The organism is Salmonella sp. SAL04202 (assembly GCF_046550775.1).
GTDB lineage: Bacteria > Pseudomonadota > Gammaproteobacteria > Enterobacterales > Enterobacteriaceae > Salmonella > Salmonella enterica.
On record NZ_JBGDXK010000003.1, the window covers coordinates 518,881 to 540,968 of the forward strand.

Genomic DNA, 22,088 nt, shown 5'->3' on the forward strand with positions numbered 1-22,088 from the left:
TCGTGATTGATAAATCCGCCTTTATTCATCCTACCGCCATTGTGGAAGACGGCGCTGTAATTGGCGCTAATGCCCACATTGGTCCCTTTTGTATTGTTGGGCCGCAGGTCGAAATTGGTGAGGGAACCGTACTGAAGTCTCATGTGGTCGTGAATGGTCAAACCAAAATCGGCCGCGACAACGAGATTTATCAGTTTGCCTCCATCGGTGAAGTGAACCAGGATCTGAAATATGCGGGTGAGCCGACCCGTGTGGAAATTGGCGATCGTAACCGCATCCGCGAAAGCGTCACCATTCATCGTGGTACAGTGCAGGGCGGTGGGTTGACGAAGGTGGGTAGCGATAACCTGCTGATGATCAATGCGCATGTCGCACATGATTGTACGGTAGGTAATCGCTGTATCCTCGCCAACAACGCCACGCTGGCGGGGCACGTATCAGTCGATGATTTTGCGATCATCGGCGGTATGACGGCAGTTCATCAATTCTGCATTATCGGTGCGCATGTGATGGTCGGCGGCTGCTCCGGCGTGGCGCAGGATGTCCCGCCGTATGTGATTGCGCAGGGTAACCATGCGACGCCGTTCGGGGTAAATATCGAAGGGCTGAAGCGTCGCGGCTTTAGCCGTGAAGGGCTGGTGGCGATTCGTAATGCCTACAAACTGTTGTACCGCAGTGGTAAAACGCTCGACGAAGCGAAGCTGGAAATCGCTGAACTTGCTGAAAAGCATCCGGAAGTGAAGGCGTTTACCGAGTTCTTTGAGCGTTCAACGCGTGGTCCGATTCGTTAATGGCGGCACAGCGTCCTTTAACGATTGCCCTGGTCGCCGGTGAAACGTCCGGCGATATTCTTGGCGCAGGCTTAATTCGTGCGCTGAAAGCGCGCGTACCCAACGCCCGTTTTGTGGGCGTTGCGGGGCCGCGTATGCAGGCCGAAGGGTGTGAAGCCTGGTACGAGATGGAAGAGCTGGCGGTCATGGGCATTGTTGAAGTGCTCGGACGTTTACGCCGTTTGTTGCATATCCGCGCCGATCTGACCCGCCGTTTTACCGAACTCAAGCCCGATGTCTTTGTCGGGATTGATGCCCCTGATTTCAATATTACCCTCGAAGGTAATCTGAAAAAACAAGGGATTAAGACCATTCATTATGTCAGCCCGTCCGTTTGGGCCTGGCGACAGAAACGCGTTTTCAAAATAGGCAGATCCACCCATATGGTGTTGGCTTTTCTGCCTTTCGAAAAAGCGTTTTACGATAAATTTAACGTCCCGTGCCGCTTTATCGGTCACACCATGGCGGATGCCATGCCGCTGGACCCGGATAAAAATGCGGCGCGCGACGTGCTGGGTATCCCGCATGACGCCCATTGTCTGGCGCTACTGCCAGGCAGCCGTGGCGCGGAAGTGGAAATGCTCAGCGCCGACTTCCTGAAAACCGCACAATTGCTGCGACAGCGCTATCCCGATCTGGAAGTAGTAGTGCCGCTGGTGAACGCGAAACGCCGCGAGCAGTTTGAAAAAATTAAAGCGGAGGTTGCGCCGGATCTCGCCGTTCATTTGCTGGACGGCATGGCGCGCGAGGCGATGATCGCCAGCGACGCGGCCCTGCTGGCCTCGGGTACGGCGGCGCTGGAGTGTATGCTGGCAAAATGCCCGATGGTCGTGGGGTATCGTATGAAGCCCTTCACTTTCTGGCTGGCGAAACGTCTGGTGAAAACGGAGTATGTGTCTTTGCCTAACCTGCTGGCGGGAAGAGAATTAGTCAAAGAGCTGTTGCAGGAAGAGTGCGAACCGCAAAAACTCGCCGAAGCGCTGTTGCCGCTACTGGCGAACGGTAAAACCAGCCATGCGATGCACGACACCTTCCGTGAATTGCATCAGCAGATCCGCTGTAATGCCGATGAGCAGGCGGCAGATGCCGTCCTGGAGTTAGCACAATGATCGAATTTGTTTATCCACACACCCATTTAGTGGCGGGTGTGGATGAAGTGGGCCGTGGCCCGCTGGTGGGCGCCGTAGTGACCGCCGCCGTGATCCTCGATCCGGCTCGTCCGATCGTCGGTCTGAATGATTCCAAAAAATTGTCTGAAAAGCGTCGTCTGTCATTGTATGACGAGATTAAAGAAAAGGCGTTAAGCTGGAGTCTGGGACGCGCGGAAGCGCATGAAATTGATGAGCTGAATATTTTGCACGCCACCATGCTCGCCATGCAGCGCGCTGTCGCTGGTCTGCATATTGCGCCAGAATATGTGCTGATCGACGGCAATCGCTGTCCGGAACTGCCTGTGCCGTCAATGGCCGTGGTGAAAGGCGACAGCCGCGTGGCGGAGATTAGCGCGGCGTCTATTCTGGCGAAAGTCACCCGCGACGCAGAAATGGCGGCGCTGGATATCGTTTTTCCTCAGTATGGCTTTGCGCAGCACAAAGGCTATCCAACCGCTTTTCATCTGGAAAAGTTGGCCCAGTATGGCGCGACGGCGCACCACCGACGCAGTTTTGCGCCTGTTAAACGCGCTCTGGGACTTGTGTCCTGATTCTTGTATCGAGAAATCTGAAGATGTCTGAACCACGTTTCGTTCACCTGCGGGTGCACAGCGACTACTCTATGATCGATGGGCTGGCGAAGACCGGGCCGCTGGTGAAAAAGGCGGCCTCATTAGGTATGCCTGCGCTGGCGATCACCGATTTTACCAACCTCTGCGGTCTGGTGAAGTTCTACGGAGCGGGTCATGGCGCGGGCATTAAACCCATCGTCGGGGCGGACTTTAACGTTCACAACGAACTGCTGGGAGATGAGCTGACTCATCTGACGGTACTGGCGGCGAATAATACGGGATACCAGAACCTGACGTTGCTGATCTCGAAAGCGTATCAGCGCGGCTACGGCGCGGCAGGCCCGATTATCGAGCGCGACTGGCTGGTAGAGCTTAAAGAAGGTTTGATCCTGATTTCCGGCGGACGCATGGGCGACGTAGGCCGCTGTCTGCTACGCGGCAACCAGGCGTTGGTGGAGGAGTGCGTTGCTTTCTATGAAACGCATTTTCCCGATCGCTACTTTCTGGAACTGATCCGCACCGGCAGACAGGATGAAGAGACCTATCTCCATGCTGCGGTTGAACTGGCTGAGGCACGTGGTTTGCCGGTTGTTGCGACAAACGATGTCCGTTTCCTTGAAAGCGATGATTTTGACGCCCATGAGATTCGTGTCGCGATCCACGACGGTTTCACCCTTGACGATCCTAAGCGTCCGCGCAATTACTCGCCGCAGCAATATATGCGCAGCATCGATGAGATGTGCGAGCTGTTCGCCGATATTCCGGAGGCGCTGGAAAATACGGTGGAGATTGCCAAACGCTGCAACGTAACGGTGCGTCTGGGGGAATATTTCCTGCCGCAGTTCCCGACCGGCGATATGACCACCGAAGATTATCTGGTCAAAAAAGCGAAAGAGGGGCTGGAAGAGCGTCTGGCTTTCCTGTTTCCGGACGAAGAAGAGCGCAAAAAGCGTCGCCCGGAATATGACGAGCGTCTGGATATTGAACTACAGGTTATCAACCAGATGGGGTTCCCTGGCTACTTCCTCATCGTGATGGAGTTTATCCAGTGGTCAAAAGATAACGGCGTGCCGGTAGGGCCGGGACGTGGTTCCGGGGCTGGTTCGCTGGTGGCCTACGCGCTGAAAATTACCGACCTTGATCCGCTGGAGTTTGACCTGCTGTTCGAACGTTTCCTGAACCCGGAACGTGTCTCGATGCCTGACTTCGACGTTGACTTCTGTATGGAGAAACGCGACCAGGTGATTGAGCACGTCGCAGACATGTACGGGCGTGATGCGGTATCGCAGATTATCACCTTCGGTACGATGGCGGCGAAAGCCGTTATCCGCGATGTGGGCCGTGTGCTGGGGCATCCGTACGGTTTTGTGGATCGTATCTCGAAGCTGGTGCCGCCCGATCCGGGCATGACGCTGGCAAAAGCCTTTGAAGCGGAACCGCAACTGCCGGAAATTTACGAGGCGGACGAAGAGGTCAAAGCGCTGATCGATATGGCGCGTAAGCTCGAAGGTGTCACGCGTAACGCCGGTAAGCACGCTGGCGGCGTGGTCATCGCGCCGACCAAAATTACCGACTTTGCGCCGCTGTACTGCGATGAAGAGGGCAAGCATCCGGTTACCCAGTTTGATAAAAGCGACGTGGAATATGCCGGGCTGGTGAAGTTCGACTTCCTCGGTTTGCGTACGCTGACCATCATCAACTGGGCGCTGGAGATGATCAACAAGCGGCGCGAGAAAAACGGCGAGCCGCCGCTGGATATCGCCGCGATTCCGCTGGACGATAAAAAAAGCTTCGACATGCTGCAGCGCTCGGAAACCACGGCGGTCTTCCAGCTTGAATCGCGCGGCATGAAAGATCTGATCAAACGTCTGCAGCCGGACTGCTTTGAAGATATGATCGCGCTTGTGGCCCTGTTCCGTCCCGGTCCGTTGCAGTCAGGGATGGTAGACAACTTTATCGACCGTAAGCACGGTCGTGAAGAACTCTCTTACCCGGACGTTCAGTGGCAGCATGAAAGCCTGAAGCCGGTACTGGAGCCGACCTACGGCATCATTCTGTATCAGGAACAGGTGATGCAGATTGCCCAGGTACTTTCCGGGTATACTCTCGGCGGCGCGGATATGCTGCGTCGTGCGATGGGTAAGAAAAAGCCGGAGGAGATGGCCAAACAGCGTTCCGTTTTTGAAGAGGGCGCGAAAAAGAACGGTATCGACGGCGAACTGGCGATGAAAATCTTTGACCTGGTGGAGAAATTCGCCGGTTACGGGTTTAACAAATCGCACTCCGCCGCTTATGCGCTGGTTTCTTACCAGACGCTATGGCTAAAGGCGCACTATCCGGCTGAATTTATGGCGGCGGTGATGACTGCCGATATGGACAACACCGAGAAGGTCGTCGGCCTGGTGGACGAGTGCTGGCGGATGGGACTGAAAATTCTGCCGCCGGATATTAACTCCGGATTGTACCATTTCCACGTTAATGATGAGGGCGAGATCGTCTACGGCATCGGCGCGATCAAAGGCGTCGGCGAAGGGCCGATCGAAGCGATCATCGACGCGCGTAATCAGGGCGGCTATTTCCGCGAACTGTTTGATCTGTGCGCGCGGACCGACACCAAAAAGCTCAACCGCCGGGTGCTGGAAAAGCTGATCATGTCCGGGGCGTTCGACCGCCTGGGGCCGCACCGCGCCGCGCTGATGAACTCATTGGGCGATGCGCTGAAAGCCGCCGACCAGCACGCCAAAGCGGAAGCTATCGGTCAGGCGGATATGTTCGGCGTACTGGCGGAAGAGCCGGAGCAAATCGAGCAATCCTATGCCAGCTGCCAGCCGTGGCCGGAGCAGGTGGTGTTAGATGGGGAACGTGAAACGTTGGGGCTGTACCTGACGGGCCACCCCATCAATCAGTATTTAAAAGAAATTGAGCGCTATGTCGGCGGGGTAAGGCTCAAAGACATGCATCCGACAGAACGTGGTAAAGTCACCACGGCTGCGGGGCTCGTGATTGCCGCAAGGGTTATGGTCACCAAGCGCGGCAATCGTATCGGCATCTGTACGCTGGATGACCGTTCCGGGCGTCTGGAAGTGATGTTATTTACCGACGCGCTGGATAAATACCAGCAGTTGCTGGAAAAAGACCGCATACTTATCGTCAGCGGACAGGTCAGCTTTGATGACTTCAGCGGGGGGCTTAAAATGACCGCCCGCGAAGTGATGGATATTGACGAAGCTCGCGAAAAATACGCTCGCGGGCTTGCTATCTCGCTGACGGACAGGCAAATTGATGACCAGCTTTTAAACCGACTCCGTCAGTCTCTGGAACCCCACCGCTCGGGGACCATTCCAGTACATCTCTACTATCAGAGGGCGGATGCGCGTGCGCGGCTGCGTTTTGGCGCAACGTGGCGTGTCTCTCCGAGCGATCGTTTACTTAACGATCTGCGTGGCCTCATTGGTTCGGAGCAGGTGGAACTGGAGTTTGACTAATACAGGAATACTATGAGTCTGAATTTCCTTGATTTTGAACAGCCGATAGCAGAGCTGGAAGCGAAAATCGATTCTCTGACTGCGGTAAGCCGCCAGGATGAGAAACTGGATATTAATATCGATGAAGAAGTCCATCGCCTGCGCGAAAAAAGCGTAGAACTGACGCGCAAAATCTTCGCCGATCTCGGCGCATGGCAGGTAGCCCAACTGGCGCGCCATCCGCAGCGTCCGTACACCCTGGATTATGTCCGTCTGGCGTTTGATGAGTTTGATGAGCTGGCGGGCGATCGCGCCTATGCTGATGACAAAGCCATCGTCGGCGGTATCGCGCGTCTGGAAGGGCGGCCGGTGATGATCATTGGTCATCAGAAAGGTCGTGAAACCAAAGAAAAAATTCGTCGTAACTTTGGCATGCCAGCGCCGGAAGGCTACCGCAAAGCGCTGCGCCTGATGGAAATGGCTGAACGCTTCAACATGCCGATTATCACCTTCATCGACACCCCGGGCGCTTACCCTGGCGTGGGCGCGGAAGAGCGTGGTCAGTCTGAAGCTATCGCCCGCAACCTGCGTGAGATGTCTCGTCTGAACGTACCTGTCATCTGCACCGTGATTGGCGAAGGCGGCTCCGGCGGCGCATTGGCGATTGGCGTGGGTGATAAAGTGAATATGCTGCAATACAGCACCTATTCCGTTATCTCCCCGGAAGGTTGCGCCTCTATTTTGTGGAAGAGCGCCGACAAAGCGCCATTGGCTGCTGAAGCGATGGGCATCATCGCGCCGCGTCTGAAAGAGCTGAAGCTAATCGATTCCATCATTCCGGAGCCGCTGGGCGGCGCGCACCGTAATCCGGAAGCGATGGCGGCATCGCTAAAAGCGCAGCTGCTGGAAGATTTAGCCGATCTCGATGTGTTAAGCACCGATGATTTAAAAAACCGTCGTTACCAGCGTTTGATGAGCTACGGTTACGCCTAATCATTTACCTCATTTTTCCCAGGAGGCCGGATAATCCGGCCTCTTTTTTTTGGACGAGGAAAAATGAGACGCCGATGAGTTGATGTGATTAAACGCAACGGCATGTTCTCCCTGACACTGTAGCAACTGCCAGGCGTGTGGCCAGGGCAGGCAGTGAACTACCCTTCAAGGAGAAAATTATGGGATTGCAAAAAACACTGGCGCTCAGCGCCGTGGCGGCAGGAATCATGTTGAGCTTATCCGGTGCGCAGGCCGCGCCGCTGCTTAGCAGTAGTGAGCCAATGACCATCAACGCCAGCGATCTGGCGGCGAAAGAGAAAGCGCTGACGGATTTTCCGTTAATGGAAGCAGTGAAATCCTCTATCCAGACGTTGGATAACAGCGCGGTCGAACAAATCGAACCGGGGCGCGCCGCTAACCCGGCAAACGTAAAACGCGTTGAAAGTATTCTGAAAGAGGCCGACTGGGATTATCTGTTCCCGATGCGCGCGCCGGAATACACTTACTCTAACTTCCTGAAAGCGATAGGTAAATTCCCGGCGGTTTGTGGTACCTACACCGATGGACGCGATAGCGACGCTATCTGCCGTAAAACCCTGGCTACTATGTTTGCGCATTTTGCCCAGGAGACGGGCGGTCACGAAAGCTGGCGTGACATTCCGGAATGGCGTCAGGCGCTGGTCTATCTGCGCGAAGTCGGCTGGACAGAAGGGCAGAAAGGCGGCTACAACGGCGAATGTAACCCGGATGTATGGCAGGGCCAGACCTGGCCGTGCGGTAAAGATAAGGACGGCGATTTCCTCAGCTATTTTGGTCGCGGGGCAAAACAGCTTTCTTATAACTACAACTATGGGCCTTTCTCTGACGCGATGTATGGCGACGTTCGCCCTCTGCTGGATAAACCCGAGCTGGTGGCGGATACCTGGATGAACCTGGCGAGCGCCGTCTTCTTCTTTGTGTACCCGCAGCCGCCGAAGCCGTCTATGCTACATGTGATTGACGGTACCTGGCAGCCAAACGATCGCGATAAAGCAAACGGCCTGGTATCAGGTTTCGGCGTCACCATTCAAATCATCAATGGCGGCGTGGAGTGCGGCGGCGCAGATGAGAATGCGCAGTCGCTTAACCGTATCGCCTACTACAAAGAGTTTGCCAACTACCTGAAAGTGCCGGTGCCGGCGGACGAAGTGTTGGGCTGTAAAAAGATGAAGCAGTTCGATGAAGGCGGCGCTGGCGCGTTACCGATCTATTGGGAACAAGACTGGGGCTGGAGCGCCGATACTGCGGACGGTAAAACCTATTCCTGCCAGTTAGTGGGATATCAGACGCCGTATACCGCCTTTAAAGAGGGCGACTACACGAAATGTGTACAGCATTATTTCAACGTTAATGTCGTCGATGATAGCGGAACCACTGAACCGGATGTCACGCCAACTCCGGCGCCAGTGACGGATGAAAACGTGGCGCCAGTCGCGCGCATTGCCGGACCGGTCGGGGCGGTGGAAGCTGGTAGCCCGGTTTCACTCAGCGCGGAAGGATCGACCGACGCGAATGGCGACAAGCTCACCTATACCTGGATGTCGCAGGATGGCAAAACGCTGAGCGGCCAGGATAAAGCCGTTGTGATTTTCAACGCGCCGGATGTCACTCAGAACACCCAGTATGTGGTGAATCTGACCGTTAGCGACGGTACGCTCTCCAGTACAGCGGTTTATACGCTGAATGTGAAAGCGAAGGCCGCCGCTGCGGATGACGAAGATAAGACCACCAGCTATCCTGCCTGGAGCAGCAGCCAGAAATGGAATCCGGGCGACATCGTCAACAGTAATGGCGCATTGTACCAGTGCAAACCGTTCCCGGAAGGCTCATGGTGTAATGTTGCGCCTGCCTACTATGAGCCCGGCGTAGGGATTGCCTGGGCCGATGCTTGGAACGCATTGTAATAAGATAAATCCTGTCGGTGCTTTGCATCGGCAGGATTGTTACTATGCTTATCTCAGGTTTTTTCAGGAGAAAGCATGAACATCATCGCCATTATGGGGCCGCACGGGGTTTATTATAAAGATGAACCCATCAAGGAGCTTGAGCGTGCATTACAATCCCTGGGATTTCAAATTATCTGGCCGCAAAATAGCGTTGACTTGTTGAAGTTTATTGAACATAACCCGCGCATCTGCGGCGTTATTTTTGACTGGGATGAATACAGTCTCGACCTTTGTAGCGAAATCAACCAGCTAAATGAATACCTTCCTCTCTACGCCTTTATCAATACCAACTCCACGCTGGACGTTAGCGTTCACGATATGCGCATGGCGCTGTGGTTTTTTGAGTATGCATTGGGGCTGGCTGAAGATATCGCGACGCGCATTCATCAATATACAAACGAATATCTCGATAATATTACGCCGCCGTTTACCAAAGCGCTGTTTACCTACGCCAAAGAAGGAAAATATACCTTTTGTACGCCGGGTCATATGGCGGGAACGGCGTATCAGAAAAGCCCGCCAGGCTGCCTGTTTTATGACTTTTTTGGCGGCAATACCTTAAAAGCTGATGTGTCGATTTCGGTGACTGAACTGGGATCGCTGCTGGATCACACCGGGCCGCATCTGGAAGCGGAAGAGTATATCGCCCGTACTTTTGGCGCCGAGCAGAGCTATATGGTGACGAACGGTACGTCGACCTCGAATAAAATTGTCGGTATGTATGCCGCGCCTGCGGGAAGTACGCTACTCATTGATCGTAATTGTCATAAATCGCTGGCGCATTTGCTGATGATGAGCGATGTGGTGCCTCTCTGGTTGAAGCCGACGCGCAATGCGCTCGGCATTCTCGGCGGTATTCCCCGAAGGGAATTTACCCGTGCAAGCATCGAAAGCAAGATAGAGGAGACCCCTCAGGCGCAATGGCCGGTTCATGCGGTTATCACCAATTCTACTTACGATGGTCTGCTGTATAACACTAACTGGATCAAGCAGATGCTGGACGTTCCCTCGATCCATTTTGATTCCGCCTGGGTACCCTATACCCATTTCCATCCGATCTACCAGGGGAAAAGCGGGATGAGCGGCGATCGGGTGCCCGGAAAAGTGATTTTTGAAACGCAATCCACCCATAAAATGCTGGCGGCTTTTTCGCAGGCGTCGCTTATTCATATCAAAGGGGAATATGACGAAGAGACGTTTAACGAAGCGTTTATGATGCACACTTCCACATCGCCGAGCTATCCCATTGTCGCCTCTATCGAGACCGCGGCGGCGATGCTGCGCGGCAATCCAGGGAAAAGATTGATTAATCGTTCGGTGGAACGGGCGCTCCATTTTCGTAAAGAGGTACAGCGGCTACGTGAAGAGTCCGATAGCTGGTTCTTTGATATCTGGCAGCCGGAAGAGGTTGATGAGGCCGAATGCTGGCCGGTCACGCCGGGAGAAACCTGGCATGGCTTCGCCGATGCCGATGACGATCATATGTTCCTCGATCCGGTTAAGGTGACAATCCTGACGCCGGGGATGGATGAACAGGGCAACATGAGCGAAGAGGGGATACCCGCCGCGCTGGTGGCGAAGTTCCTTGATGAGCGAGGCGTGGTGGTGGAAAAAACCGGGCCGTATAATCTGCTGTTTTTGTTCAGCATAGGGATTGATAAGACCCGTGCGATGGGGCTGCTGCGCGGACTGACGGAATTTAAACGCGCCTACGATCTTAACCTGCGCGTCAAAAATATGTTGCCGGATCTGTATGCGGAAGATCCGGATTTTTATCGCAATATGCGCATTCAGGATCTGGCGCAGGGGATCCATAAACTGATCCGCCAGCACGATCTTCCGGGGCTGATGCTGCGGGCGTTCGAGGTTTTACCGGAGATGATCATGACCCCGCACCAGGCCTGGCAGCATCAGATCAAAGGCGAGGTGGAAACCGTGGCGCTCGATCAACTGCCAGGGCGCGTTTCCGCGAATATGATCCTGCCTTATCCGCCAGGCGTTCCGCTGTTGATGCCCGGCGAGAGGATCACGCAACAGAGCCGGGCCGTGCTCGATTTTCTGCTGATGCTCTGCTCGATTGGCCAGCATTATCCCGGTTTTGAAACGGATATTCACGGCGCGAAACGGAATGAAGACGGGGTGTACCAGGTACGAGTCTTAAAACACGCCTGTTAGCTTGCCTGACGGGAATGTGACGAGTAACGTACTGATAATCAATAAAGGAGACGCTATGCTGGGATTAAAACAGGTTCATCACATCGCGATCATTGCGACAGACTATGCGGTGAGCAAGGCGTTTTATTGCGATATTCTGGGGTTCGATCTGCTAAGCGAAGCCTGGCGGGAAGAGCGTGACTCGTGGAAGGGCGATTTGGCGCTAAACGGGCAGTATGTGATTGAGCTTTTCTCTTTTCCCTTCCCTCCGGCGCGTCCAAGCCGACCTGAAGCCTGCGGCCTGCGCCATCTGGCTTTCAGCGTGGAAAATGTGGAAAACGCCGTTGCGCATCTGGAAAAGCATCAGGTTAAGTGCGAACCGATACGCATCGATCCGTATACCGGGAAGCGCTTTACTTTTTTCAACGATCCGGACGGTTTACCGCTTGAGCTATATGAGCAGTAAGGCTTGTCATTAAGACGCTCGCCAGGTAACGTTGCCGGGCTAAGTCACTATAAGCATGGATCATGACCACTCTCACGTTGAATACCTCGTTACTCTCTTCTCGTCGTATTCTGGCTGCCTTTAGCGGCGGCCTGGATTCTACGGTGCTTCTGCATCAACTGGTGTTGTGGCGAGAACGCCATCCTGACGTCACGCTGCGTGCTATCCATATTCATCACGGTTTAAGCCCTCATGCTGATAGCTGGGTGCGGCATTGCGAAACCGTATGCGAACGCTGGCAGGTTCCGCTGGTAGTGGAGCGGGTGACGCTGGCGGATAATGGCCTGGGTATCGAGGCCCATGCGCGTGAAGCGCGCTACCGGGCGTTCGCACAGACGCTATTGCCTGGCGAAGTGCTGGCAACCGCGCAGCACCTTGACGATCAGTGTGAAACATTCCTGCTGGCGTTAAAGCGCGGTAGCGGTCCGGCCGGACTTTCCGCGATGGGAGAATGCTCGCCTTTTGCCGGAACTCTACTTCTTCGCCCGCTGTTGAGAGAAACGCGGAAGACGCTGGAACAGTGGGCTGTGCGTCATGGCTTATGCTGGATTGAAGATGAAAGCAATCAGGATGACGCCTACGATCGCAATTTTTTACGCCTGCGCGCGCTTCCGCTCTTGCAGCAGCGCTGGCCGCATTTTCCTGCGGCAGTAGCCCGTAGCGCGACGCTCTGCGCCGAGCAAGAAAGGCTGCTGGACGAGCTTCTGGCCAGCGATCTTACGGACTGTATCACGACGGAGGGAACATTGCGGCTCTCTCCATTAATGTTGATGAGCGATGTACGGCGGGCGGCGATTTTGCGTCGCTGGCTGGCGATGCGTAATGCGCCGATGCCCTCTCGCGACGCGCTGGAACGTATCTGGCAGGAGGTGGCGCTGGCGCGCGACGATGCCTCTCCCTGTTTACGTTTTGGCGATCGCGAGATTCGCCGTTATCAGTCGCAACTGTGGTGGATTAAATCCGTGGCCGGACAACACGAAACGACGGTCGCCTGGCCCGTCTGGCAAACACCGCTGGCGCTGCCTGCCGGCTTAGGGACGGTACAGCTCGTTCCTGGCGGCGAACTGCGCCGACCGCGAGAGGAAGAATCCGTCAGCATTCGGTTTAAAGCGCCAGGGTTGCTACACATTGTGGGACGTCACGGCGGACGTAAATTAAAGAAAATCTGGCAGGAGCAGGGGATCCCGCCCTGGCGACGAGACACCACGCCGCTGTTGTTTTACGGCGAAACGCTGATTGCGGCTGCGGGTGTTTTTGTGACGCGTGAGGGAGCAGCAGAAGATAAAGAAGGGGTGAGTCTGGTTTGGCATGCCTGATGGCGCTGCGCTTATCAGGCCTACGTATCGCATGGAACGTAGGCCGGATAAGGTGCTTGCACCACCATCCGGCAACAAAATACTCAGGATTCGCTAACTACCACGGTACCAATTTCCGGGTGGCTGAAACTGGCGATTTTATCGAGACGAAGTTCACAAGACTCGCCGGAAACCTCGGCAAGCAGATATTCTACGTTTTTACGTAAGATCAAATCGTTCGCTTTTGCCTGCAAAACCTCGCCATCTTTTAACGTTAGCGTCAGTATTAAATGATGCATGCAGGCAAGCTCAAGACTATCGTAGTCATCGCAATTAATGGGTTGATACGTTTCATTCATTGACATAATCGCTCACCAGTAAGTTCGCGGCAGCATAAGCTGCCTTTTCCCTGACCGACTCTGAAAGGGCGCTATCTGCCGCCACTTCATTAAGCACTTTCAATACACAACCCAGCGCATCCGGGACATACCCTAAGTCTCCGCTGGCGATTTCCGCATACCGCTTGCGTACTAACTCACAATATTTTTCCACACGCCCTCCTGTCAGCATTCTGACTTAACCGTGGATGCAAGTCTAAGCCTACGAAGTTAAATCTTGTTTAGCAAGGTGACTATACCATACTCATTTGCGCAATATCAGCGCCTGACGCGAGTGGATAAAAGATTCGTTAACAGCCTTTTAGCGCGGTTTTCGCTACAATGGGCGCCTGATTCGAAAGGAGTTTTCTCATGGCGCTTAAAGCGACAATTTATAAAGCCGTCGTCAATGTGGCTGACCTTGATCGCAACCGGTTTCTGGATGCGGCATTGACGCTGGCGCGTCACCCTTCTGAAACGCAGGAGCGCATGATGCTGCGCCTGTTGGCATGGATAAAATATGCTGATGAACGGTTGCAGTTTACACGTGGGCTCAGCGCGGAAGATGAGCCGGAGGCCTGGCTGCGCAACGATCATCTGGGCATCGATCTCTGGATAGAGCTGGGGCTGCCGGATGAGCGCCGTATTAAGAAAGCCTGTACTCAGGCAAGCGACGTCGCGCTCTTTGCTTATAACTCCCGGGCGGCGCAAATCTGGTGGCAGCAGCATCAAAGCAAGTGCGCGCAGTTCGCTAACCTGTCCGTCTGGTATCTGGATGACGGGCAACTGGCGCAGCTCAGTGAATTTGCCGATCGTACCATGACGCTACAGGCGACGATTCAGGACGGCGCAATCTGGCTTTCTGATGCTCGGAATAATCTGGAAATACAGCTAACCGCCTGGCAACAGCCCTCATGATTGCCATCTCCCGGACGGTCTCCATAGCCGACAATGAGCTGGAAATTACGGCCATTCGCGCGCAGGGCGCGGGTGGTCAGCACGTAAATAAGACCTCTAGCGCGATTCATTTGCGCTTTGACATTCGGGCCTCTGGCCTGCCAGAGTATTACAAACAGCGTTTGCTGACGGCCAGCCACCATCTGATAAGCGATGATGGCGTCATTATCATTAAGGCGCAGGAGTTCCGGAGCCAGGAGCTCAACCGGGAAGCGGCTATCGCCAGGCTGGTTGCCGTCATAAAAGAATTAACCGCGGAGCAGAAAAGCCGTCGCGCAACCCGTCCGACGCGTGCCTCGAAAGAGCGCCGCTTGTCCTCAAAGGCGCAAAAATCTTCTGTAAAGGCGCTTCGCGGCAAAGTTCGTCGTCCACTGGATTGACGGGCAGGAATAGCAATTTCATAAGGATTTTATGGTGAGAACAGCAATATTGTCAGTAGCGGCAGCCTGTACGCTATTTGCATTGATAGGGTGTAATAACCGTGCGGAAGTTGACGCCCTGCAACCTGCGCAGGCGGCGGAATTAAAACCCATGCAGCAAAGCTGGCGCGGCGTGCTGCCCTGTGCGGATTGTGAAGGTATTGAAACGTCACTGTTTCTGGAAAAAGACGGCACATGGGTGATGAACGAGCGCTATCAGGGCGTGCGCGAAGAACCTTCCTCTTTTGCGTCATACGGTACCTGGGCGCGGACGGCGGATAAACTGGTGTTAACCGACAGCAATGGCGAGAAATCGTATTATCGCGCGAAGGGCAATGCGCTGGAGATGCTCGACAGAGAAGGCAATCCGGTGGCTTCGCAGCTTAATTATACGCTGGTGCCTGTTACCGCCAGCCTGCCGGTAACGCCAATGCCGCTGCGTGGTATGTATGTATACAGGGCCGATGCGGCGACCTTTACCGATTGTGCGACCGGAAAACGGCTGCCGGTCGCCAGTAACGCCCAGCTTGAGCGCGGCTATTTGACGGCGAAAGGTGAAGCGGAAAAACCGGTGCTGCTGACGGTAGAAGGGCATTTTGTGTTTGCCGCGAATCCGGACACGGGCGAGCCGGTAAAAACGCTAATAGCTGATAAAAATGTGAAGTTTGCGCCGGGTAAAGATTGCACTCACTAATAAAAGGCCTCGCAGGGTGCGAGGCCTTTACATATCTGCCGGGTGGCGCCGGGCAATCCCAACAAAATGTCGTTTAGCCTTTAATCGCCTTGACCAGATAATCAACGATATCGCCGGTTTTAATCAGCGATTTTTCACCGCTGCGACGGTATTTATACTCAATATCGTCGTTATCCAGGTTGCGATCGCCAATCACGATAGTATGTGGAATACCAATCAGCTCCATATCGGCAAACATCACGCCCGGGCGCTCTTTACGGTCGTCCATCAGCACTTCAATGCCCTGTGCGCGCAATTCGCTGTACAGCTTTTCCGCCAGCTCCTGCACACGGAAGGATTTGTGCATATTCATCGGCAGAATAGCGACCTGGAAAGGCGCAATGGCGTCAGGCCATACAATGCCGCGCTCGTCAAAGTTCTGCTCGATAGCCGCGGCAACGACACGTGTTACGCCGATACCGTAGCAGCCCATTGTCAGGATCTGGTTACGGCCATCTTCACCCTGAACGGAGGCTTTCAGCGCTTCTGAGTACTTGGTACCTAACTGGAAGATGTGACCCACTTCGATACCGCGTTTGATAAGCAACGTTCCCTGACCATCCGGACTCGGATCGCCGGCGACTACGTTACGGATGTCGGCAACAACAGGCGTCGCCACATCGCGATCCCAGTTAATACCAAAGTAGTGTTTACCGTCGATGTTAGCGCCAGCGGCAAAATCGCTCATGGCGGCAACGGTACGATCGATGATGACCGGAATCGGCATATTGACCGGACCGAGGGAGCCAGGGCCGGCATTAATTACGGCGCGAATCTCTTCTTCGGTAGCGAAGGTCAGCGGGCTGGCAACGTGCGGCAGCTTTTCCGCTTTAACTTCATTCAGTTCATGATCGCCGCGAACCAGCAGAGCCACCAGCGGAGACTTGCTGTCTTTCACCGCTTTCACCAGCAGCGTTTTTACCGTTTTTTCAATTGGCAGGTTGAATTGTTCCACCAGCTCCGCGATGGTTTTGGCATTTGGCGTATCGACCAGGGTCATTTCCTGCGTCGCCGCTGCGCGCGGCGTTTGCGGCGCGATAGCTTCTGCCAGTTCAATGTTAGCCGCGTAATCAGAAACATCAGAGAAAACGATATCGTCTTCGCCGCTTTGCGCCAGCACCTGGAATTCATGCGAGGCGTTGCCGCCGATAGAACCGGTATCGGCCTGTACCGCGCGGAAATCCAGCCCCATACGGCTGAAGATACGGCTATACGCGGCGTACATGGCGTCATAGGTTTCCTGCAACGACTCCTGAGAGGTGTGGAAAGAGTAAGCATCTTTCATCAGGAATTCGCGCGAACGCATCACGCCAAAGCGCGGACGCACTTCATCACGGAATTTGGTCTGGATTTGGAAGAAGTTCAGCGGCAACTGCTTATAAGAGCTGAGTTCATTACGCACCAGATCGGTGATAACTTCTTCGTGGGTCGGGCCGAGTACGAACGGACGCTCGCCACGGTCGACAAAACGCAGCAGTTCCGGACCGTACTGTTCCCAACGACCACTCTCTTGCCACAGGTCGGCTGGCTGAACGACTGGCATCGACACCTCGATAGCACCGGCGTTGTTCATCTCTTCACGCACGATGTTTTCGACTTTTTTCAGGACGCGCAGGCCGGTCGGCAGCCAGGTATATAACCCGGAGGCGAGCTTGCGGATCATCCCGGCGCGCAGCATCAGCTGGTGGCTGATAACCTCGGCGTCGGCAGGTGTCTCCTTCAGAGTGGAGAGCAGGTATTGGCTAGTACGCATGTTGTTACGGTTCCAGTTGAACGATCGAACAGGCTCAATGTGAGCCTGATACAAAAAAGTGATTTAGTTTACCAGCGTGCAAGAGATGTCAAAAGAGAAGGGCGTGAAATTACCGTGGTTCCAGCGCAAACACTTCAAATCCGGTGTTAACCACACGCCAGCGCACGTTAAAATCATGCAGCCAGACGGCATAGGTTTTGCCCGTCTCTTCACCCTTACGATAAGCCGGGCGAGGATCTTGCGCCAGCACATCGCAAATAAATGTCCGTAGCTGCGGATAACGCCTTTCCAGCGTCGTAAGCTGTTGAGCCACCTCAGCGGTAAAACTCACGGGCATTTCAGCTATCGGCGCCTGTTGCGCATAGCTGGCGGCGGCGTCCGGTAAGGCCTCGGCAAACGGTAAATACGGTTTAATATCCACCACCGGCGTGCCATCCACCAGATCCAGACTGCCTAATTTCAGAATTACGCTCTCTTTCCGGCACTCGATACCTTTTAGCGCAACGAGCGACATGCCAATCGGATTGGGGCGGAACGTGGAGCGCGTGGCAAAAACGCCCATTCTGGCGTTACCGCCAAGACGGGGCGGACGAACTGTTGGCCGCCAGCCGCCGTCCATCGTCTGATGAAAAACGAAAAGCACCCACAAATGGCTGAACGCTTCCAGGCCGCGAACGGCATCGGCCTGGTTGTAAGGCGCTATCAGATGCAGTTCGCCGCAGGCGCTTTTGACCAGACCAGGCTGGCGCGGAACGGCGAATTTTTCTTTATAGGGGGAGCGAATAACGCCGATTTGTTCAAACTGAAAGCTGCTCATTTCGCCGAAATATTCAGGGCGGACCCGATACAAACCGCCTGACGGTAGCAGCCTGGCGTGCCGCTGGTAATTTCACAGCTGTGCAGCAGGACGGCGTTGGCTTTCATTTTAGATGCATTAATCTGCATACGCTTGCGCGCAGTTGGAATGTTAGGCGGAGAGTCTTGATTTGTCGCCTGGCAGGATTCGCCGCTAACCTCGCCAAGATCGCGGAAAGGTTTGCCGACTAAGTCTTCAGCATTGGTGTAAATCCTGACGGGAGCGGCACGCGGCGCTTTAGGTTTCTCCGGCTCCGCTTTTGGCGGGGTTGCGGTGCTTTGAACGGGTTCAACAGGGGATCTGCTTAGCATGGAACAACCGCCCAGCATGAGTGCCAATAAACAGATCGGTAAAGCACGCATAATATTTCCTCAATGAATGTTCTAATTGCCAGATATTGAATCAGGAGCTTGCATAAATGACAAGACGGGCAATAGCCCGTCCTGAATAATATTACAGATTGTGGAATCAGCCTAAAACTTACCAGCCTTTCACCGCGCCGCCATTAAAAACTTTATTTGCGGCTTCGTACACTTCATCAGACTGGTAAGCCTGAACGAATTTTTTCACATTCTCGGCGTCTTTGTTATCTTCACGCGTCACGATCAGGTTAACGTACGGAGAATCTTTATCTTCAACGAAGATACCGTCTTTCGCTGGCGTCAGGCCAATCTGGCTGGCGTATGTCGTATTGATGACTGCTAACGCGATCTGCGCGTCATCCAGCGAACGCGGCAACTGCGGCGCTTCCAGCTCAACAATTTTCAGATTTTTCGGGTTTTCCACGATATCCAGCGAGGTAGGAAGCAGACCAACGCCGTCTTTCAGTTTAATCAGCCCTACTTTTTGCAGCAGCAGCAGGGAACGACCAAGGTTGGTCGGGTCGTTAGGCACAGCGACCTGGGAACCGTCCTTGAGCTCATCCAGAGATTTGATTTTTTTGGAATATCCTGCAATGGGATAGACAAAAGTCTTACCAACAGAAACCAGTTTGTAGCCGCGATCTTTGATTTGCTGATCCAGATACGGTTTGTGCTGGAAGGCATTGGCATCGATATCGCCTTTGCTCAGCGCTTCATTAGGCAGAACATAATCATTAAAGGTCACCAATTCCACGTCCAGGCCGTATTTTTCTTTCGCGACTTTCTGCGCGACTTCGGCAACTTGCTGCTCTGCGCCAACGATTACGCCGACTTTAATATGATTCGGATCTTTTTCATCCTGACCGCAACCCGCAAGTGCCAGAGAACCAATCAGAGCACCCACTGCCGCAAAGGTTTTGAATTTGAACGCCATGCTTATTTCCTTAATGAGTATTTGTGTTGTGTTTAACGTTACTTATGCGTGACAGCCCTGACGATGCGATCGCCGGATAACTGAATTAAATAAACCAGAACGACAAGTAATACCAGCACCGTATTCATCACGGTAGCATTGTATCCAATATAACCGTACTGATAGCCGATTTGACCGAGGCCGCCAGCGCCGACGGCACCGCCCATTGCGGAGTAACCGACCAGGGTGATCAGTGTAATGGTTGCCGCATTCACCAGACCAGGCAGCGCTTCCGGTAAAAGGATTTTACGTACAATTTGCAGCGGCGTGGCGCCCATCGCTCGCGAGGCTTCAATCAGCCCGGCAGGGATCTCTAACAACGCATTTTCCACCATACGGGCGATAAAAGGCGCGGCGCCGACGGTCAGCGGTACAATTGCAGCCTGCAAACCAATGGAGGTGCCGACAATTATTCGGGTAAAAGGAATCATCCACACCAACAGGATGATAAAGGGAATCGAGCGGAAAATATTGACCACCGCAGAGAGGGAGCGATACAGCCTGGCGTTCTCCATAATCTGCCCCGGGCGCGTAACATACAGCAATACGCCGACCGGCAGGCCAATCACGAAACCGAAGAAACCGGAGACAAAGGTCATCGCCAGCGTTTCCCAGACGCCACGAACCAGTAACCACATCATTGCCTCAGACATAACCCAGTACCTCTACTTTCACATGGTGATCCTGCAGCCAGGCAATTGCGGCTTGCGTCTCTTCTTGTGTGCCGTGCATTTCCGTTAGCATAATGCCGAACTTCACACCGCCCGCGTAATCCATCTGCGCGCTGATAATATTATTGTTCACGTTGAAACGACGCGCGGTTTCAGAAAGCAGCGGGGCATCCACAGACTGTCCGGTGAACTCCATGCGCAGCATCGGCACGCTGTCAGTTTCCGGCGACGCTTTCAAACGCGCCTGGTAATCTTCCGGAATGTCCAGGTGCAGAGTGGACTGAATAAACTTCTGCGCCAGCGGCGTTTTAGGATGCGAGAAGACTTCGCTGACCGTATCCTGCTCAATAAGCTCGCCATTACTGATGACGGCAACGCAGTCGCAGATACGTTTTACGACATCCATTTCATGAGTGATAAGCAGAATCGTCAACCCCAGACGACGGTTGATATCTTTCAGCAATTCCAGAATCGAACGGGTCGTCGCAGGATCAAGCGCGCTGGTGGCTTCATCGCACAGCAACACTTTTGGATTACTGGCTAACGCGCGGGCAATCGCGACACGCTGTTTCTGACCGCCGGAAAGATTTGCCGGATAGCTGTCGTGCTTGTCGCCAAGACCGACTAAATCCAGCAGCTCTGTGACACGGCGTTTGATCTCTTCCTTTGGTGTGTTATCCAGTTCCAGCGGCAACGCGACGTTGCCAAACACGGTACGGGAAGAGAGCAGGTTAAAATGTTGGAAAATCATGCCGATTTGACGGCGAGCTTTGGTCAACTCAGACTCTGAAAGCGTTGTCAGCTCCTGACCGCCGACCTGAACGCTACCTTCGGTTGGGCGTTCAAGTAAGTTAACGCAGCGGATAAGCGTACTTTTACCGGCGCCGGAGGCGCCAATGACGCCATAAATCTGCCCGGCAGGAACGTGCAGGCTGACATTATTTAGCGCCTGAATGGTGCGCGTCCCCTGCTGGAACACTTTGGTAATATTCGAAAGTTTAATCATTGATTCTTTATTATCGTAATGAAATGAGCCGTGGCATTTTCGTCTGTCTAATACGGTCAACGCCGTCAACAGAATGGATGTTAAGGCATCCAGACGTCTAAATCAATCAGGCTTTATACGATGAGCACTTTCTTGCCTGCTGAAACATGCGATACTAGCGCCACTTGCTTTACTCAGGAGTTATAAAAGGTGGCAAAGTCTGTACCCGCAATTTTTCTCGACCGTGACGGCACCATTAATGTGGATCACGGCTACGTACATGAAATCGATGCATTCGAGTTTATAGACGGCGTTATTGACGCTATGCGCGAGCTAAAAAAAATGGGCTATGCGCTGGTGGTGGTGACGAACCAGTCCGGAATCGCGCGCGGCAAATTCACTGAGGCGCAGTTTGAAACGTTAACCGAATGGATGGACTGGTCGTTGGCGGATCGCGATGTTGATTTGGACGGCATCTATTATTGTCCTCACCATCCGCAGGGCAGTATAGAAGAGTTCCGTCAGGTATGTGATTGCCGCAAGCCGCATCCAGGAATGCTTATCTCGGCGCGTGATTTCCTGCATATCGATATGGCGGCTTCTTATATGGTGGGAGACAAGCTGGAAGATATGCAGGCGGCAGCGGCGGCAAATGTCGGGACAAAAGTGCTGGTGCGTACGGGCAAACCGGTCACGGCAGAAGCAGAAAACGCGGCGGACTGGGTGTTAAACAGCCTTGCCGACCTGCCATCGGCGATAAAAAAGCAGCAAAAATAAGCGTTATGGATAAAAGATGAGCGGTTAAAACAAAAATGCATTTTTCCGCTTGTCTTCCTGAACCGACTCCCTATAATGCGCCTCCATCGACACGGCGGATGTGAATCACTTCACACAAACAGCCGGTCGGTTGAAGAGAAAAATCCTGAAATTCAGGGTTGACTCTGAAAGAGGAAAGCGTAATATACGCCACCTCGCGACGGTGAGCGAAAGCCGCGTTGCACTGCTCTTTAACAATTTATCAGACAATCTGTGTGGGCACTCGAAGATACGGAT

21 protein-coding genes are annotated in these 22,088 nt (G+C 53.9%); 13 read left to right on the forward strand and 8 right to left on the reverse strand.

Annotation, left to right across the window (positions count from 1 at the left end; genetic code table 11):
* Positions 1–2: 2 nt before the first annotated feature.
* From lpxA to tilS, 9 genes are all read left to right on the forward strand, one after another.
* Positions 3–791 (forward strand): acyl-ACP--UDP-N-acetylglucosamine O-acyltransferase, encoded by a 789-nt coding sequence (lpxA, locus tag ACLJQJ_RS16175; protein WP_000565950.1) that lies wholly within the window; start codon positions 3–5, stop codon positions 789–791.
* Complete coding sequence (gene lpxB, locus ACLJQJ_RS16180) at positions 791–1,939, forward strand: lipid-A-disaccharide synthase (RefSeq protein WP_000741216.1); 1,149 nt, start codon at positions 791–793, stop codon at positions 1,937–1,939. Before lpxA ends, lpxB begins: the two co-directional genes overlap by 1 nt.
* The gene (rnhB, locus tag ACLJQJ_RS16185; protein WP_000569412.1) at positions 1,936–2,532 is read left to right on the forward strand and encodes a ribonuclease HII; all 597 of its coding nucleotides are present in this window, start codon (positions 1,936–1,938) and stop codon (positions 2,530–2,532) included. The genes lpxB and rnhB overlap by 4 nt, the downstream gene beginning before the upstream one ends.
* 23 nt (positions 2,533–2,555) lie before the next feature.
* Entirely contained in the window at positions 2,556–6,038 is a 3,483-nt protein-coding gene (gene dnaE / locus ACLJQJ_RS16190) for a DNA polymerase III subunit alpha (protein WP_063809423.1), read from the forward strand.
* Positions 6,039–6,050: 12 nt separating this feature from the next.
* Positions 6,051–7,010, forward strand: coding sequence for an acetyl-CoA carboxylase carboxyl transferase subunit alpha (gene accA / locus ACLJQJ_RS16195; RefSeq protein ID WP_000055753.1), 960 nt, complete (start codon positions 6,051–6,053; stop codon positions 7,008–7,010).
* A 179-nt stretch (positions 7,011–7,189) separates the two neighbouring features.
* The gene (locus tag ACLJQJ_RS16200) at positions 7,190–8,953 is read left to right on the forward strand and encodes a chitinase (protein WP_000524171.1); all 1,764 of its coding nucleotides are present in this window, start codon (positions 7,190–7,192) and stop codon (positions 8,951–8,953) included.
* 75 nt (positions 8,954–9,028) lie between these two features.
* Positions 9,029–11,170, forward strand: coding sequence for a lysine decarboxylase LdcC (gene ldcC, locus ACLJQJ_RS16205; RefSeq protein WP_063809422.1), 2,142 nt, complete (start codon positions 9,029–9,031; stop codon positions 11,168–11,170).
* A 55-nt stretch (positions 11,171–11,225) separates the two neighbouring features.
* Positions 11,226–11,615 (forward strand): VOC family protein, encoded by a 390-nt coding sequence (locus tag ACLJQJ_RS16210; RefSeq protein WP_000901086.1) that lies wholly within the window; start codon positions 11,226–11,228, stop codon positions 11,613–11,615.
* A gap of 62 nt (positions 11,616–11,677) precedes the next feature.
* A complete protein-coding gene (gene tilS, locus ACLJQJ_RS16215) occupies positions 11,678–12,970 on the forward strand; it encodes a tRNA lysidine(34) synthetase TilS (RefSeq protein WP_039590364.1) in 1,293 nt (430 codons plus the stop codon).
* An 83-nt stretch (positions 12,971–13,053) separates the two neighbouring features.
* Here tilS and rof read toward each other — a convergent pair whose 3' ends face one another.
* On the reverse strand, positions 13,054–13,314 hold the full coding sequence (gene rof / locus ACLJQJ_RS16220) for a Rho-binding antiterminator (RefSeq protein ID WP_000062330.1): 261 nt from the start codon (positions 13,312–13,314) through the stop codon (positions 13,054–13,056).
* Complete coding sequence (locus ACLJQJ_RS16225; protein WP_001518678.1) at positions 13,301–13,501, reverse strand: YaeP family protein; 201 nt, start codon at positions 13,499–13,501, stop codon at positions 13,301–13,303. Before ACLJQJ_RS16225 ends, rof begins: the two co-directional genes overlap by 14 nt.
* 197 nt (positions 13,502–13,698) lie before the next feature.
* Here ACLJQJ_RS16225 and ACLJQJ_RS16230 point away from each other — a divergent pair, with 197 nt between their 5' ends.
* The 3 genes from ACLJQJ_RS16230 to nlpE are packed head-to-tail and all read left to right on the forward strand — an operon-like array spanning position 13,699 to position 15,396.
* Positions 13,699–14,244, forward strand: coding sequence for a YaeQ family protein (locus ACLJQJ_RS16230; RefSeq protein ID WP_001185319.1), 546 nt, complete (start codon positions 13,699–13,701; stop codon positions 14,242–14,244).
* Entirely contained in the window at positions 14,241–14,663 is a 423-nt protein-coding gene (arfB, locus tag ACLJQJ_RS16235; protein WP_000560527.1) for an alternative ribosome rescue aminoacyl-tRNA hydrolase ArfB, read from the forward strand. The genes ACLJQJ_RS16230 and arfB overlap by 4 nt, the downstream gene beginning before the upstream one ends.
* 31 nt (positions 14,664–14,694) lie before the next feature.
* A complete protein-coding gene (gene nlpE / locus ACLJQJ_RS16240; RefSeq protein ID WP_058679980.1) occupies positions 14,695–15,396 on the forward strand; it encodes an envelope stress response activation lipoprotein NlpE in 702 nt (233 codons plus the stop codon).
* Positions 15,397–15,469: 73 nt separating this feature from the next.
* Here the strand turns inward: nlpE and proS are convergent, their stop codons facing one another.
* The 6 genes from proS to metN all read right to left on the reverse strand — a co-directional run bounded on the left by proS (position 15,470) and on the right by metN (position 21,056).
* Positions 15,470–17,188: a proline--tRNA ligase gene (gene proS / locus ACLJQJ_RS16245; protein WP_001260683.1), complete on the reverse strand. Its 1,719-nt coding sequence runs from the start codon at positions 17,186–17,188 to the stop codon at positions 15,470–15,472.
* 109 nt (positions 17,189–17,297) lie between these two features.
* Positions 17,298–18,005, reverse strand: a complete 708-nt coding sequence (gene tsaA, locus ACLJQJ_RS16250) for a tRNA (N6-threonylcarbamoyladenosine(37)-N6)-methyltransferase TrmO (protein WP_000093988.1) — start codon at positions 18,003–18,005, stop codon at positions 17,298–17,300.
* Positions 18,002–18,406, reverse strand: coding sequence for an Rcs stress response system protein RcsF (rcsF, locus tag ACLJQJ_RS16255; protein ID WP_001202315.1), 405 nt, complete (start codon positions 18,404–18,406; stop codon positions 18,002–18,004). Before rcsF ends, tsaA begins: the two co-directional genes overlap by 4 nt.
* Positions 18,407–18,524: 118 nt before the next feature.
* Complete coding sequence (metQ, locus tag ACLJQJ_RS16260; protein WP_000874215.1) at positions 18,525–19,340, reverse strand: methionine ABC transporter substrate-binding lipoprotein MetQ; 816 nt, start codon at positions 19,338–19,340, stop codon at positions 18,525–18,527.
* Positions 19,341–19,378: 38 nt separating this feature from the next.
* On the reverse strand, positions 19,379–20,032 hold the full coding sequence (locus ACLJQJ_RS16265) for a methionine ABC transporter permease MetI (RefSeq protein WP_001287486.1): 654 nt from the start codon (positions 20,030–20,032) through the stop codon (positions 19,379–19,381).
* Entirely contained in the window at positions 20,025–21,056 is a 1,032-nt protein-coding gene (gene metN, locus ACLJQJ_RS16270) for a methionine ABC transporter ATP-binding protein MetN (protein ID WP_000594021.1), read from the reverse strand. The genes ACLJQJ_RS16265 and metN overlap by 8 nt, the downstream gene beginning before the upstream one ends.
* 189 nt (positions 21,057–21,245) lie before the next feature.
* Here metN and gmhB point away from each other — a divergent pair, with 189 nt between their 5' ends.
* Complete coding sequence (gene gmhB / locus ACLJQJ_RS16275) at positions 21,246–21,812, forward strand: D-glycero-beta-D-manno-heptose 1,7-bisphosphate 7-phosphatase (protein ID WP_001140158.1); 567 nt, start codon at positions 21,246–21,248, stop codon at positions 21,810–21,812.
* Positions 21,813–22,088 lie beyond the last annotated feature (276 nt).